The organism is Actinomadura coerulea (genome assembly GCF_014208105.1).
Lineage (GTDB): Bacteria > Actinomycetota > Actinomycetes > Streptosporangiales > Streptosporangiaceae > Spirillospora > Spirillospora coerulea.
In genome coordinates, this window is the sequence record NZ_JACHMQ010000001.1 from 3,309,811 (window position 1) to 3,322,994 (window position 13,184).

At 75.1% G+C, this 13,184-nt stretch carries 13 protein-coding genes; 5 read left to right on the plus strand and 8 right to left on the minus strand.

All coding sequences use genetic code 11. The features are described from left to right. Nucleotides 1-2: 2 nt before the first annotated feature. The 5 genes from paaD to BKA00_RS15175 form a co-directional block, all read right to left on the minus strand. Nucleotides 3-506 (minus strand): 1,2-phenylacetyl-CoA epoxidase subunit PaaD, encoded by a 504-nt coding sequence (gene paaD / locus BKA00_RS15155; protein WP_185025598.1) that lies wholly within the window; start codon nucleotides 504-506, stop codon nucleotides 3-5. After that, complete coding sequence (gene paaC, locus BKA00_RS15160; RefSeq protein WP_185025600.1) at nucleotides 500-1,417, minus strand: 1,2-phenylacetyl-CoA epoxidase subunit PaaC; 918 nt, start codon at nucleotides 1,415-1,417, stop codon at nucleotides 500-502. The genes paaD and paaC overlap by 7 nt, the downstream gene beginning before the upstream one ends. An 8-nt stretch (nucleotides 1,418-1,425) precedes the next feature. Beyond that, nucleotides 1,426-1,707, minus strand: coding sequence for a 1,2-phenylacetyl-CoA epoxidase subunit PaaB (gene paaB / locus BKA00_RS15165; protein WP_179847576.1), 282 nt, complete (start codon nucleotides 1,705-1,707; stop codon nucleotides 1,426-1,428). Further along, complete coding sequence (gene paaA / locus BKA00_RS15170; protein WP_185025602.1) at nucleotides 1,704-2,672, minus strand: 1,2-phenylacetyl-CoA epoxidase subunit PaaA; 969 nt, start codon at nucleotides 2,670-2,672, stop codon at nucleotides 1,704-1,706. Before paaA ends, paaB begins: the two co-directional genes overlap by 4 nt. Before the next feature lie 130 nt (nucleotides 2,673-2,802). Next, the gene (locus BKA00_RS15175; protein WP_185025603.1) at nucleotides 2,803-3,312 is read right to left on the minus strand and encodes an Lrp/AsnC family transcriptional regulator; all 510 of its coding nucleotides are present in this window, start codon (nucleotides 3,310-3,312) and stop codon (nucleotides 2,803-2,805) included. 120 nt (nucleotides 3,313-3,432) lie between these two features. Here BKA00_RS15175 and pdhA point away from each other — a divergent pair, with 120 nt between their 5' ends. From pdhA to BKA00_RS15190, 3 genes are read left to right on the plus strand one after another with little or no spacing between them, the layout of a single operon-like run. Further along, nucleotides 3,433-4,539 (plus strand): pyruvate dehydrogenase (acetyl-transferring) E1 component subunit alpha, encoded by a 1,107-nt coding sequence (gene pdhA / locus BKA00_RS15180; RefSeq protein ID WP_185025605.1) that lies wholly within the window; start codon nucleotides 3,433-3,435, stop codon nucleotides 4,537-4,539. 1 nt (nucleotide 4,540) lies between these two features. Then, nucleotides 4,541-5,557 carry an alpha-ketoacid dehydrogenase subunit beta gene (locus BKA00_RS15185; RefSeq protein WP_185025607.1) on the plus strand — a complete coding sequence of 339 codons (1,017 nt, stop codon included), beginning with the start codon at nucleotides 4,541-4,543 and terminating at the stop codon, nucleotides 5,555-5,557. Continuing rightward, nucleotides 5,554-6,915 (plus strand): dihydrolipoamide acetyltransferase family protein, encoded by a 1,362-nt coding sequence (locus BKA00_RS15190; RefSeq protein WP_185025609.1) that lies wholly within the window; start codon nucleotides 5,554-5,556, stop codon nucleotides 6,913-6,915. Before BKA00_RS15185 ends, BKA00_RS15190 begins: the two co-directional genes overlap by 4 nt. 58 nt (nucleotides 6,916-6,973) lie before the next feature. On the opposite strand, the gene BKA00_RS15195 is transcribed toward BKA00_RS15190, so the two are convergent. Then, nucleotides 6,974-7,966 (minus strand): SMP-30/gluconolactonase/LRE family protein, encoded by a 993-nt coding sequence (locus BKA00_RS15195; protein ID WP_185025611.1) that lies wholly within the window; start codon nucleotides 7,964-7,966, stop codon nucleotides 6,974-6,976. A 103-nt stretch (nucleotides 7,967-8,069) separates the two neighbouring features. Between BKA00_RS15195 and BKA00_RS15200 the strand changes: the two genes are divergently transcribed. After that, nucleotides 8,070-8,522: a MarR family winged helix-turn-helix transcriptional regulator gene (locus BKA00_RS15200; RefSeq protein WP_185025613.1), complete on the plus strand. Its 453-nt coding sequence runs from the start codon at nucleotides 8,070-8,072 to the stop codon at nucleotides 8,520-8,522. A 47-nt stretch (nucleotides 8,523-8,569) separates the two neighbouring features. Beyond that, a complete protein-coding gene (locus BKA00_RS15205) occupies nucleotides 8,570-8,938 on the plus strand; it encodes a PH domain-containing protein (RefSeq protein ID WP_185025615.1) in 369 nt (122 codons plus the stop codon). A gap of 34 nt (nucleotides 8,939-8,972) precedes the next feature. Here the strand turns inward: BKA00_RS15205 and BKA00_RS15210 are convergent, their stop codons facing one another. Both BKA00_RS15210 and BKA00_RS15215 read right to left on the minus strand, forming a co-directional pair. Then, nucleotides 8,973-11,996, minus strand: coding sequence for an AAA family ATPase (locus BKA00_RS15210; RefSeq protein ID WP_185025617.1), 3,024 nt, complete (start codon nucleotides 11,994-11,996; stop codon nucleotides 8,973-8,975). Continuing rightward, on the minus strand, nucleotides 11,993-13,120 hold the full coding sequence (locus BKA00_RS15215) for an exonuclease SbcCD subunit D (protein WP_185025619.1): 1,128 nt from the start codon (nucleotides 13,118-13,120) through the stop codon (nucleotides 11,993-11,995). The genes BKA00_RS15210 and BKA00_RS15215 overlap by 4 nt, the downstream gene beginning before the upstream one ends. Nucleotides 13,121-13,184: the final 64 nt, after the last annotated feature.

The window sequence follows — 13,184 nt, forward strand, 5'->3', positions numbered from 1 at the left end:
CGCTAGATCTCCTTCACGTGCTCGAACGGCTCAAGGCAGCCGGTGCAGCGGTACAGCGCCTTGCAGGAGGTGGAGCCGAACTCCGAGGTCAGCTCGACCGACGCCGATCCGCAGCGGGGGCAGCGCAGCCTCCGGCGGGTCGGCGCCAGGGTGAGCGCGACGGGCCCGGAGGGCGCGGGGGCCGGGCCGGGCGGTGAGATCCCGGCGGCGGCGAGGGCGGCCCGGCCCCGCTCGCTGATCCAGTCGCTGGACCAGGGCGGGGACAGCTCGATCTCGACGCGCACGTCGGCGTATCCGGCGTCGGTGAGCCGGTGGACGAGGTCGTCGCGCATCGTGGCGAGCGCGGGGCAGCCCGAGTACGTCGGGGTGATCGCCACGGTGACGGCGGAGCCGTGCTCCTCGACGCGGCGCAGCACGCCGAGGTCCTCCAGGGTCAGCATCGGCATCTCCGGGTCCCGGACGGACGCGGCAACGGCGCGGGCGGTGCCGGGCACGGCGGTCACCACCGTCCCAGGGGGTGGGCGCGGGCGACGACCTGCATCTCGGCCAGCATCCGGCTCAGCGCCTCGGTGTGGGCGCCGTCGCGTCCGGCGCGCCCGCCGAGCAGCCCGGCCTGCGGCACCTCGGGCCGCTCGACGCCGCTCGCGGCGAAGACCTGCGCGAGCACGGCGTCGGCGTCGCCGGCGGTGGCGGCCGGGTCCACGGCGACGCCCGCCTCGGCGAGCGCCCGCTCCACCGGGTGGGTGCGGAACAGTTCGTCGTGGTGGCGCCACACCTCGTCGAGCCCGGCGAGGACGCGGCGGCGCGACTCCTCGGTGCCCTGGGCGAGGGTGAGGAACCACCGGCCCGCGAAGTCGCGGTGGTAGGCGAGCTCCTTGGCGCCCTTGGCCGCGACGGCGGCGAGGACGGCGTCGCGGCTGCCGGTGAGGCGCTCGAACAGCGCCAGCCGGGCGGTCGCGAACACCAGGACGCGGGCCATGGTGTGCCCGAAGTCGCCGTTCGGAAGCTCGGCGAGGCGCACGTTGCGGTAGGCGTCCGCGTCGCGGAAGAACGCCAGCGCGTCCTCGGCCGGGACCGGTGAGCCCTCCGGCAGCGGCGGGACGACCGACGGGTCGGCGGCGGCGGCGCGGGCGAGCAGCAGCCGCGCCTGGCCGAGCAGGTCCAGGGCGATGTTGGCGAGGGCGATGTCCTCTTCGAGGTCGGGCGCGTTGCTGCACCACTCGGAGAGCCGGTGCGACAGGACGAGGGCGTCGTCGGCGAGCATCAGGCAGTACGTCGCGAGCGCGCGGGGGTCGACGCCGCCCGGGACGGTCGTGTCGACGCCGGCCAGCGGGTCCTCGAAGTCGGTCCCGAACGCCCACTGGGAGCTGTCGCCGTCCAGGAGCCCGTCGTAGACCGAGCCGTGCTGACTATCCATCGCGGCCCTCACATGTGCGGGACGTTCTCGGGGATGTCGTAGAACGTCGGGTGCCGGTAGACCTTGTCGCCGCTGGGGGCGAACAGCGGGTCCTTCTCGTCCGGGCTGGAGGCGGTGATGGCGTCCGACCGCACCACCCAGATGCTGACGCCCTCGTTGCGGCGCGTGTACACGTCGCGCGCGTGCCGGACGGCCATCTCGTCGTCGGGGGCGTGCAGCGACCCGACGTGCACGTGGTTGAGGCCGCGCTTGCCGCGCACGAACACCTCGTAGAGCGGCCACTCGCTCATGTCCCGGCTCCTTCCTCGTCACCGCGGGCCTGCTTGCGCGCGAACGCGGTCGCGGCCTCGCGGACCCAGGCGCCGTCGTCGTGGGCCCGGCGGCGGTGCGCCAGCCGCTGGGCGTTGCAGGGGCCCTCGCCCTTGATGACGGCGGAGAGCTCCGACCAGTCGGGCTCGCCGAAGTCGTGGGCCTGGCGCTCCTCGTTCCACCGCAGGTCGGGGTCGGGGAGCGTGACGCCGAGGGCCTCGGCCTGCGGGACGGTCATGTCGACGAAGCGCTGGCGCAGCTCGTCGTTGCCGTTGCGTTTGATGCCCCACGCCATGGACCGCTCGGAGTTCGGCGAGTTCGCGTCGGGGGGGCCGAACATCATGAGGGAGGGCCACCAGAACCGGTCCACCGACTCCTGCACCATCCGGCGCTGCTCGCCGGTGCCGCGCATCATCGTCATCAGCAGCTCGTAGCCCTGCCGCTGGTGGAAGGACTCCTCCTTGCAGATGCGGATCATCGCGCGGCCGTAGGGGCCGTAGGACGTCCGGCACAGCGGGACCTGGTTGCAGATCGCCGCGCCGTCCACCAGCCATCCGATCGTGCCGACGTCGGCGTAGGAGAGCGTGGGGTAGTTGAAGATCGAGGAGTACTTCTGCCGGCCGGTGAGGAGCATGTCGGTCAGCTCGGCGCGGGACACCCCGAGGGTCTCGCACGCCGAGTACAGGTACAGGCCGTGCCCGGCCTCGTCCTGGACCTTGGCCAGCAGGATCGCCTTGCGGCGCAGCGAGGGCGCGCGGGTGATCCAGTTGCCCTCCGGCTGCATCCCGATGATCTCCGAGTGCGCGTGCTGGGCGATCTGGCGGACCAGCGTCCGGCGGTAGGCGTCGGGCATCCAGTCGCGCGGCTCGATCCGGTCGTTGCGCGCGATCGTCGCCTCGAACCGCTCGGCGGGCGCCGGCTGGGGCGCGGTCTGCGGCGTCGTCATGGGCTCCTCCCGCTGGGGACCCGGCTGGACTCGGCCTATTTACTGACCGATCGGTCTGTATTCAGGGTGGCACAGGCTCCGCGAGGGCGCAAGGAGGGCAGCGCACCCGTCCCGCGGCACGACCGGGGCCTCAGTCGTCCCAGGCCTCCCACTGCGCGCCCCTGCCCCGCGCCTCGTCGAAGACCAGCCAGGTGCGGGTCGCCCGGACCCCGGGGATGTCCTGGATCCGCTCCAGCACCACGTGCCGGAGCGCCTCGTTGTCCGGGGCCCTGACCAGGGCCAGGACGTCGTAGTCGCCGCCGACCATCGCGAAGTGCTCGACGTAGGGGGTGTCCTGGAGCCGGGCGGAGACCGAGCGCCAGGAGTTCTGCTCGATCGTGACCGAGACGTAGGCGCTGGTGCCGAGGCCGGCCTTGTGCGGGGCAAGCTCGGCGGTGAAGCCGGTGATGACGCCGTCGTCCAGCAGCCGGGTGAGCCGCGCGTAGGCGTTGGCGCGCGAGACGTGCACGCGCTCGGCCAGCGCCCGCACCGAGAGCCGGCCGTCGCGCAGCAGCTCGGCGATGATCGCGCGGTCCACGGCGTCCAGCCGCGCGGCAGAACGTCCGGGCCGGACGCCCTCGGCGCCCACGTCGGATGACATTTGGTGCCCCCAAAGACGCTGAACGAGCCATTTGTCGCTCATTGTGCCCCATGTCTTGAGCAGATCGTCGACCGAGCGGACGATCGAACCGACAACCGTCCACGGGAAGGGAGCGGCGCCATGTCCGTGCGGACACCTCATCAGGAGGTCGAGGGCCTTCTCCCCTCCGCCGTCCCGGTGCGCTTCGTCGCCGAGGACGGGACGGACGCGGGGCGGCAGGCCGAATACAGCGCCCCGCAGGACGGGACGCTGGTCGAGGCCTACCGCCGGATGGTGCTCGGCCGCCGGTTCGACCGGCAGGCCACCGCGCTGACCAAGCAGGGCCGGCTGGCCGTCTACCCGTCCAGCCGCGGGCAGGAGGCCTGCCAGATCGCCGGGGTGCTCGCGCTGCGCGAGGACGACTGGCTGTTCCCCACCTACCGCGACTCGGTGGCGCTGGTCGCCCGCGGCATGGACCCCGTCGAGGTGCTCACGCTGCTGCGCGGCGGCTGGCACTGCGGCTACGACCCGGCGGCCACGCGCGTCGCGCCCCAGTGCACGCCGCTGGCCACCCAGACGATCCACGCCGTGGGCATGGCCGACGCCGTGCGCCGCAAGGGCGAGGACGGCGTGGTGATGGCGTTCGTCGGCGACGGCGGGACCAGCGAGGGCGACTTCCACGAGGCGCTCAACTACGCCGGGGTCCTGCGCGCGCCCGTGGTCTTCTTCGTCCAGAACAACAAGTACGCGATCTCGGTGCCGCTGGCCAAGCAGACCGCCGCGCCCGCGCTGGCCTACAAGGGGATCGGCTACGGCGTCCGGTCCGAGCAGGTCGACGGCAACGACCTCGTCGCGGTCCTGTCGGTCCTGACCGCCGCCGTCGAGCACGCCCGCTCCGGCGGCGGCCCGTTCCTGGTCGAGGCGCACACCTACCGCATGGACTCCCACACCAACGCCGACGACGCCTCCCGGTACCGCGAGGACGAGGAGGTCGCGCGGTGGGAGGCGGCCGACCCCCTGGCGCGGCTGGAGACCCACCTGCGCGGGCGGGGCCTGCTCTCGGAGGAGGACGTCGCGTCGGCCCGGGAGGCCGCCGAGGAGTACGCGGCGCGCCTGCGCGACCGGATGGCCGCCGACCCGGAGGCCGACCCGTTCGAGCTGTTCGACCACGTCTTCGCCGAACCCACGCCCCAGCTGCGCGAGCAGCGCGCCCTGCTGGCGTCCGAGATGCTCCCCGGGGAGGACTGACATGCCCGCGACGACGATGGCGCAGGCGCTGAACGCCGCGCTCCGGGACGCGCTGGCCGAGGACGAGCGGGTGCTGGTCTTCGGCGAGGACGTGGGGCCGCTCGGCGGCGTCTTCCGCATCACCGACGGGCTCACCCGGGACTTCGGCGAGGACCGCTGCTTCGACACCCCGCTGGCCGAGTCGGGGATCGCCGGCCTGGCCGTGGGCATGGCGATGGGCGGCTTCCGGCCCGTGGTGGAGATGCAGTTCGACGCCTTCGCCTACCCGGCCTTCGAGCAGATCGCCTCGCACGTGGCCAAGTTCCGCAACCGCACCCGCGGCCGCCTGTCGCTGCCGATGGTGATCCGCATCCCCTACGCGGGGGGCATCGGCGGCGTCGAGCACCACTGCGACTCCAGCGAGGCCTACTACGCCCACACGCCGGGTCTGAAGGTCGTCACGCCCGCCACCGCCGACGACGCGTACTGGCTGCTGCGCGACGCCGTCACCGACCCGGACCCGGTCATCTTCATGGAGCCGAAGCGGCTGTACTGGGCCAAGGGCGACGTCAGCCGCGAGAACCGGCGCGCCGCCGGGTTCGGCCGGGCCGCGGTGGTCCGCGAGGGGCGGGACGCGACGCTGGTCGCCTACGGCCCGAGCGTCCCGGTGGCGCTGGAGGCCGCCGAGGCCGCCGCGCGGGAGGGACGCGACCTGGAGGTGGTGGACCTGCGCACCATCGTCCCGTTCGACGACGGGACCGTCGCCGCCTCGGTGCGCAGGACGGGCCGGTGCGTGGTCGTCCAGGAGGCCCAGGGGTTCGCGGGCGTGGGCGCGGAGATCGCGGCCCGCGTGCAGGAGCGCTGCTTCCACTCGCTGGCCGCGCCGGTGCTGCGGGTCTCCGGGTTCGACATCCCCTACCCGCCGCCGAAGCTGGAGCACTCGCACCTGCCGGACGCCGACCGCGTGCTGGACGCCGTCGACCGGCTCCAGTTCGACGACGTGCCCGACGTCGCGCACCTGGACAGGGAGGCCTCGTGACCGCCGCCGCCCGGCAGGTTTTCCGCCTGCCCGACCTCGGCGAGGGCCTGACCGAGGCCGAGATCGTCGAATGGAAGGTCGCCGCGGGCGACACCGTCGAGGTCGACCAGGTCGTGGTGGAGGTCGAGACCGCCAAGGCGGCGGTGGAGGTGCCCGTCCCCTACGCGGGGACCGTCCTGAGGCTGCACGCGGAGGCGGGCGCGGTCCTCGCGGTCGGCGAGCCGCTCATCGAGGTCGGCCCCGCCGACGCCCCGGACGCGCACCCGGACGCCGCCCGCTACCGCGAGGAAGAGCAGGCCGGGTCCGGCAACGTCCTGATCGGCTACGGCACCGGCCACGGGCAGGGCCGGCGCGGACGGCGCCGCGCGGGCGGTCCGAAGGCTCCGGCGGCGACGCCCGCCCCCGTGGCTCCCGCTCCCGCGGCCCCCGCTCCCGTGGCCCCGGCTCCCGCGGCTCCCGCTCCGGCGCCCCGCCGGGCGGACGCCCCCCGCGTGATCTCCCCGCTCGTCCGCAGGATCGCCCGCGAGCACGGCCTCGACCTCGGCGCCGTCGCTCCCACCGGGCCGCGCGGCGTGATCCTGCGCCGCGACGTCGAGCAGGCGATCGCGGCCGCCGGCACGGCCGCCGAGACGGCCGCCGAGGCTCCGGCGCCCGCCGCCCGGCCGATGCCCGAGCGGATTCCGCTGCGCGGGCTCCGCCGCGCCGTGGCCGACAAGCTCACCCGCAGCCGCGCCGAGATCCCCGACGCGACGACCTGGGTGGACGCCGACGCCACCGCCCTGGTCGAGGCCAAGGACGCGCTGCGCCGGTCCCGCCCCGAACTCGGCGTCGGGCTGCTGGCCCTGCTCGCCCGCATCTGCGTGGCCGCTCTGCGCGAGTTCCCCGAGCTGAACTCCTCGGTCGACACCGGCCGGCAGGAGATCGTCCGGTACGGGCACGTCAACCTCGGCTTCGCCGCGCAGACCGACCGCGGCCTCGTCGTGCCGGTCGTGCGGGACGCGCACCTCATGACGACCGCGCAGATCGCCGCGGAGCTGGCCGGGCTCACCGGCCTGGCCCGCTCGGGCTCGCTGCCGCCCGAGGCGCTCACGGGCGGCACGTTCACCCTCAACAACTACGGCGTGTTCGGCGTGGACGGCTCCACCCCGATCATCAACCATCCCGAGGCGGCGCTGCTCGGGGTCGGCCGGATCATCGACCGCCCCTGGGTGGTGGACGGCGCGGTCGTGCCGCGCAAGATGACGCAGCTCTCGCTGACGTTCGACCACCGGGTCTGCGACGGCGGCGCGGCGGGCGGGTTCCTGCGGTTCGTGGCCGACTGCGTGGAGAACCCCGCCGTCCTGCTCACGAACCTGTGACGGCCGGGGGCGGGCGCCGGCAGGCGAAGCCGCCCCCGGCACCGTGGTGGTCCGGCGGTCAAAGGCCTCGGACGGCGGCGACGGTGAAGGGCGTCTGCGGGGTGCCCTCGCCAAGCGGGCCGCCCCTGTCGAACTGCGAGCGGACCACGTACAGCGTCCCGTGGCGGCGGACGAGCGTCGTCGGGACCTGGAGGGACGGGTCCTTCAGCGTGCGCTCGAGCCGGGCGCGCGTCCCGTCGGGCGCGACCCGCCAGCGGGTGAGGACGTTGTCGACGTTGTTCGCCGTCCAGAGGAGCCCGTGCTGGAGTTCGAGGCCGTCGGCGTTGCGCATGTCGCCGCAGCTCAGCACGGCCTTGCGAATGCCGCCGGTGGCGAGGTCCAGCCGGTAGAGGTCGCCGCCGAGCATGTCGTCGGTCAGCAGGAACCGCCCGGTGGGGTCGGCGACGATCCCGTTCAGGGTGAAGTCGGCCGGTTCGTGCGGTTCGAGGACGTCGCTCAGGTCGAAACGGGGCGACAGCGTGCCGGTCCCGCCCCGGGCCGCGTCCAGGTCGTGCGGCGTGACCTCGTAGACGACGGCGCGGGAGCTGTCCGTCAGGTAGACGTCGCCGCCGGGGGCGACGGCGAGGTCGTTGACGAACCGGGCGCCGCCGCCCGGGACGACGAAGCGCGCCAGCAGGGCGCGGCTCCGGGCGTCGTAGACCGCGACGCCGGACGAGGAGTCGATCACCCACAGCCGTCCGGCCCGGTCTGCCTTCAGCCCGTTGGCGGTGTGGCGGCCGTCGGCTCCCGCGGGCAGGAACACCTCGGCCGTGCGGTGGCCCGGGCGCATGCGGTAGACCGTGCCGTCCTCGAAGGACCCGGCGTACATCGTCCCGGTGCGCGGGTCCGCGGCGATGCCCTCCGGGTACACGCGGTCGCCCGGCAGGACGTAGGCCGTGGAGATCCGCGCCGCGGCGGCCGCGGAGGCGGGCGCGGGCGCGGCGGAGACGGCGAGGGCGGCGGCGGCGAGACCCGCCACGGCCGCCGCGGTGGAGCGCTGGGTGCGCGGCATGACTTCTCCGTTCGAGTTACATCATTAGTACGCATACATACGATAGTTAGAACTCTAATGCTCGTCAACGGTCTTCCCTTCGACGGCTCGATACCATGCGGGAATGACCTCGTTGCCCGTCCCGGAGCGGCTCGGCTCGCACCTCAAGCGCGCCGAGCAGGCGCTCAGCGGCGCCAAGCAGGCGGCGCTGAAGCCGAGCGGGCTCACGAGCCCGCAGTACGCCGCCCTGCTGCACCTCGCCGACAACCCGGGCATGTCGGCCGCCGCCCTGGCCCGCAAGTGCGCCGTCACCCCGCCGACGATGAACACCGTCCTGAAGAACCTCCAGGAGCGCGGGCTGATCGAGCGCACCCCGCACGAGTGGCACCGCAACATCCTGGAGACGCGGCTCACCGCCGAGGGCGAGGCCGTCCTGGAGAACGCCGACGCCCGCGCGGTCAAGGTGGAGCGCGGGCTCGCCGCCGAGTTCACCGACGCCGAACGGCGGACGCTGATCGACCTGCTGGGCCGGTGCGTCGGCTTCCTGGAAGCCGCCCGATCCGCGCCCGGCGACTGAGACACTCCCTACGGAACGGGACGAACCGCGCGAGCACCGGAGGAGCCATGGGCGACGGGGTCCAGCACGACAGGTCGGGCCAGCTCAAGCAGATCGAGAGCGGGCTGCTGCCCGGCGAGCAGATCATCGCCGTCTACGACGCGATCGGCGCCGGAACCGGGTTCATCGGGCTCACCGACCGCCGGGTGATCATCCAGGACCGCAGCTTCGCCGGCAAGAAGTACGCGATCACCAGCGTGCCCTACTCCCGCATCACCTCGGTGAGCGTGGTGAGCAACAAGTCGTGGGCCGGGTCCTACTTCTCCACCGGCTCGATCGCGATCAACGTCGGCACGCACACTTACGAGGTCGAGTTCCGCGGCGCCGACAAGAGCCACCACGTGCACAACGTGATCCTCCAGTACATCTCCGCCTGACAGGCGCCCCGGCTCCCCGGCTCCCCCGGGCGCGTCAGACGACGACCGCGGCGGTGGAGCCGGCGCGGTCCTTGGTGACGCGGAGCTGGGCGGGGATGCGGGCCCGCAGCTCGGCTACGTGGCTGACGATGCCGACCGCCCGGCCGCCGTCGCGCAGGCCGTCCAGGACGTCCATCACCTCGTCGAGGGTCTCCTCGTCGAGCGTGCCGAACCCCTCGTCGACGAACAGGGTGCCGATCTCGGTGCCGCCCGCCTCGGCGGTGACGACGTCGGCGAGGCCGAGGGCCAGCGCCAGCGAGGTGATGAACGACTCGCCGCCCGACAGGGTGACCGGATCGCGCGTCAGGCCCGTCCAGGAGTCGGCGACGCGCAGGCCGAGCCCCCCGGCGCCCTTGGTGCGGTCGCCCGCCGCCCTGTCGGTGGTGTGGACGAGGGCGTAGCGGCCCCCGGACATGCGGTGCAGCCGCTCGTTCGCCGCGGCGACGACCTGTTCGAGGCGGGCGGCCAGCACGTACGCCGACAGCGACATGGCGTGCCGGTTCGCGGCGTGCTTGCCCGAGGCGAGCCCCGCCACGCGCTCGGCGACCTCGTGGCGCCCGGCGGCGGGACGCCACGCGCCGACGGCGGCGGCGAGGTCCGCGCGCAGCTCGGCGAGCCGCTCGCAGCGGTGCCGCGCCCGGTCGGCGGCGTTGGCCGCCCCGGTGTGCGCCGCGTCCGCCGCGGCCACCGCCGCCTCCAGGGCGGGCAGGTCGGGCGCGGGCGCGGCGGCGGCCGCGACCAGCTCCGGGTCGCCGAGCAGCGCGCGGACCTCGGCCTCCTCGTCGTCGAGCCTGCGGATCCGGTCGCGCAGGACGCCCTGCTCCTCGTCGGGCAGCGCCGCTTCGAGGACCTCCTCCGGCGTCCGGAACCCCTGCTCCTCCGCCTCCTGCGCCGCCTTGGCGCGGGCGGCGGCCAGCTCCTCGCCGGCGCGCCCGTACGCGCGGGCCGCCTCGACCGCCGCGGCGATCCTGTCGGCCTCCCCGGCGAGCCTGGCGATGCGGGCCTCCAGCGTCGGGTCGCCGCCGCGGGCCTCGTCCAGCTCGGCGGACAGGCGGGCCTGCTCGGCGGCCAGCTCCCGGTCGTGCGTGCGGTTCTCGGTGAGGGCGCGGCCGGTCTCCTCCTGCGCGGAGCGGACCCGGTCGAGCTCCCGCTCGTCCCGGTGGAGCGCCGCCTCCAGCCGCTCGGCCTCCGCCGCGCGGGCCTCCGCGGCCGCCAGCGCCGCCTCCGCCTCGGCGAGGTCGGCGGCGAGCGCGTCCCCGTCGGCCTCCCCGGCGATCTCCAGCAGCTTGTCGCGCTCGGTGCGCAGCTCCCCGGCCGCGGTCCCGGCGCGCTCCCGGACGTCCTGCGCCTCGTCGGCCTCGGCCTGCGCCCGCTCCACCTGCTCCTCGGTCGGGATCAGCGCGAGCGAGGTGACCGGGGCCGGATGCACGGTGGAGCCGCAGACCCGGCAGGGCTCGCCGTCCGCCAGCTCCTCGGCGAGGACGGCGGCCATCCCGTCCAGCCGCGCCTGCCGGAGGTCGAGGACGCGCTGCCGGGCGTCCTGGGCGGCGTCGACCGCCGTCCGGTACGCGGCCTCCGCCCCGGCGAGCCGGTGCTCCACCTCGTCGCGGCGCCGCGCGGCGTCGAGGCGGCGCCCGGCGTCGCGGACGGCGGCCGCGGCGCCGGAGCGTCCGGCGGCGGCGATCCTGGCCTCGTCCAGCTCGGCGCGGCGCCCCTCGACGCGCGCGGGCAGATCGGCGAGCGCGGCGCGGTTCCGCGCGTCCTCGGGCTCCAGCCGCGCCAGCTCCGCGGCCAGCGCCTCCCGCTCGCGGCCGACCTGCCGGAGCCGGGCGGCGGCGGCCCTGCGGCCCTCCAGCGCCGCGACCTCGTCGCGGCGGTCGCGCTCGGCCTTGGCGAGGACGTCCTGCGGCGCCTTCGGCGGCAGCAGCGCGGCGGCCTCGGACCGGGTCTCCTCGGCCCAGCGGCGGGCGCGGCCCGCCTCCCCGTACCGGGCCTGGACGTCCCTGACCAGCGGGACGACGCGGTCGGCGCGGGCGGCGGCGTCCAGCCGCGAGGCCAGCTCCGACTTCTCCCGCGCGCGCCCGGCCAGCGCGTCGCGCCTGGCGAGCGCGTCGGCGCGGCGGCGCCGCCGGTCGGCGAGCGCCCGCGCCTCCTCCAGCTCCTCGCGCGCGGTGCGCAGCGCCGCCGCCACGCCCGCGCGCAGCTCCTCGACGACGGCGCGGACGTCCTCCTGGCCGCCCGCCAGCTCGGCGGCCCACGCGGTCAGCGCCTCCACCTCGGCGAACGGCTCCACGGCCGGCTCCCCGCGGCGCGGCGCCGGGACGGCCGGGCGGGGCTCGCGCGGCGGCGCGGCGCCCGTCGTCTCGCAGATCCGGTCGGAGATCGAGACGGCCCGCGCCCCGAGTTCGGCGGCCTCCCGGCCGGTGGCGGCGCGGCGGTCGGCGAGCCACTTCTCGACCTGCGCGAACACCTCGGCGGCGAACAGCCGCTCCAGCACCTTGCGGCGCTCGTCCGCGCCGGCGCGCAGGAACCCGGCGAACTCCCCCTGCGGCAGCAGCGCCACCTGGCAGAACTGGACGGCGGTCATGCCGAGCATGCGCGTCACGAGGTCGCCCGCCTCGTCGAGCCGGGTGGTGAGGCCCGTCCAGCCGCCGTGCTCGAACTCCTCGACGACGACCTTGGCGTGCTCGGTCGTCGTCCCGGACCCGCGCAGCTTCGGGCGCTCCCAGGCGGGCGAGCGCGACAGGCGCAGCCGGCGGCCCCGGATGGTCGTCTCCAGCACCACCCGCGGGCCCGCGCCGGGCGGCGCGTGGTCGCTGCGCAGCCCCTTCACCGCGTTGCGGACGCCGGGCACCTGCCCGTAGAGCGCGAAGCAGACCGCGTCGAGGACGCTCGTCTTTCCCGCGCCCGTCCGGCCCTGGATGAGGAACAGCCCGGCGTCGGACAGCGCGTCGAAGTCGATGACCTCCGTCCCCGAGAAGGGGCCGAACGCCGCGATCTCCAGGCGGTGCAGCCTCACGCCATGGCCTCCTTCCGGCGGAAGGCCTCGAAGGCCTCGTGGAGCAGGGCGCGTTCGGCTTCGGTGGCGGGCCCGTCGGTGACCTCGGCGACGAAGTCGCCCGCGATGTCGAGGGCGGAGCGCTCGCGGACGCGCTCGGACCAGGTGCGGCCGCCGTCCGCGCCGCCGCCCTCGGGCTCGAAGCCGAGCACGAGCGTGTGCGGGAAGCGGCGGCGCAGCCGCTCCATCGCGGCGGACGGGCGGCGCGCGTCGGTGAGCGTGACCTGGAGCCAGCGGTCCTGGACGTCGTCGTAGGACGGGTCGGACAGCAGGTCGTCGATGCGGCCGCGGACCCGGGCCAGGCGCCGCGGGACGGGGGCCTCCACGAACTCCGCCGCGACGGCGCCGGGGCGCAGGTCGATCAGCCACGAGCCCTTGACGTGCCGCTCCTCGGAGAAGGAGTACGCCAGCGGCGAGCCCGAGTAGCGGACGCGGTCGTTGATGCGCCAGGCGCCGTGCAGGTGGCCGAGCGCCGCGTAGTCGACGCCGTCGAACACCGACGCCGACACCTGCGAGGAGCCGCCGACCGAGATGTCCCGCTCGCTCTCGCTGGACTCGCCGCCGGTGACGAACGCGTGCGCGAGCACGACCGAGAGCCTGTCGTGGCGCGCGGCGTCGTCGCGGACGCGGCGCATCGCCTCGGTGAGCGCGGCGGCGTGGCTGCGCTCCTCCAGCTCCCACGGGTGGCGGACGAGCTCGGGCTCCAGGTACGGGACGCCGTAGACCGCGGCGTCGCCCACGACGACGGGCTCCCCCACGGTCGCGAAGTCGGTGCGGACGTGCACGCCGGCGGCGTCCATCAGCGCGGACCCGAACCCGAGGCGGCGCGCGGAGTCGTGGTTGCCCGCGATGATCACGACCCGGGTGCGGGCGGCGAGCCGCGCCAGGGCCTCGTCGCACAGCCGGACGGCGTCCACCGCCGGCAGGGCGCGGTCGTAGACGTCGCCGGAGACCAGCACGCACTCGACCCGCTCCGCCGCGACGGTCTCGACCAGGTGGTCGACGAACGCCGCCTGCGCGGCCAGCAGGTCCTCGCGGTGGAACGATCTGCCGAGATGCCAGTCGGAGGTGTGCAGGATTCGCATGTCGCAGCAACCATAGGCACCCCCTCCGACACATCCGGCGCAGAAACGCCGAGTCGCCCCAAAC

What these genes read in the sequence shown, in the direction of transcription:
- paaC (WP_185025600.1), bottom strand. Translation starts at nt 1,417, where the DNA reads ATGGATAGTCAGCACGGCTCGGTCTACGACGGGCTCCTGGACGGCGAC.
- paaB (WP_179847576.1), bottom strand. Translation starts at nt 1,707, where the DNA reads ATGAGCGAGTGGCCGCTCTACGAGGTGTTCGTGCGCGGCAAGCGCGGC.
- paaA (WP_185025602.1), bottom strand. Translation starts at nt 2,672, where the DNA reads ATGACGACGCCGCAGACCGCGCCCCAGCCGGCGCCCGCCGAGCGGTTC.
- BKA00_RS15175 (WP_185025603.1), bottom strand. Translation starts at nt 3,312, where the DNA reads ATGTCATCCGACGTGGGCGCCGAGGGCGTCCGGCCCGGACGTTCTGCC.
- pdhA (WP_185025605.1), top strand. Translation starts at nt 3,433, where the DNA reads ATGTCCGTGCGGACACCTCATCAGGAGGTCGAGGGCCTTCTCCCCTCC.
- BKA00_RS15185 (WP_185025607.1), top strand. Translation starts at nt 4,541, where the DNA reads ATGCCCGCGACGACGATGGCGCAGGCGCTGAACGCCGCGCTCCGGGAC.
- BKA00_RS15195 (WP_185025611.1), bottom strand. Translation starts at nt 7,966, where the DNA reads ATGCCGCGCACCCAGCGCTCCACCGCGGCGGCCGTGGCGGGTCTCGCC.
- BKA00_RS15200 (WP_185025613.1), top strand. Translation starts at nt 8,070, where the DNA reads ATGACCTCGTTGCCCGTCCCGGAGCGGCTCGGCTCGCACCTCAAGCGC.
- BKA00_RS15205 (WP_185025615.1), top strand. Translation starts at nt 8,570, where the DNA reads ATGGGCGACGGGGTCCAGCACGACAGGTCGGGCCAGCTCAAGCAGATC.
- BKA00_RS15215 (WP_185025619.1), bottom strand. Translation starts at nt 13,120, where the DNA reads ATGCGAATCCTGCACACCTCCGACTGGCATCTCGGCAGATCGTTCCAC.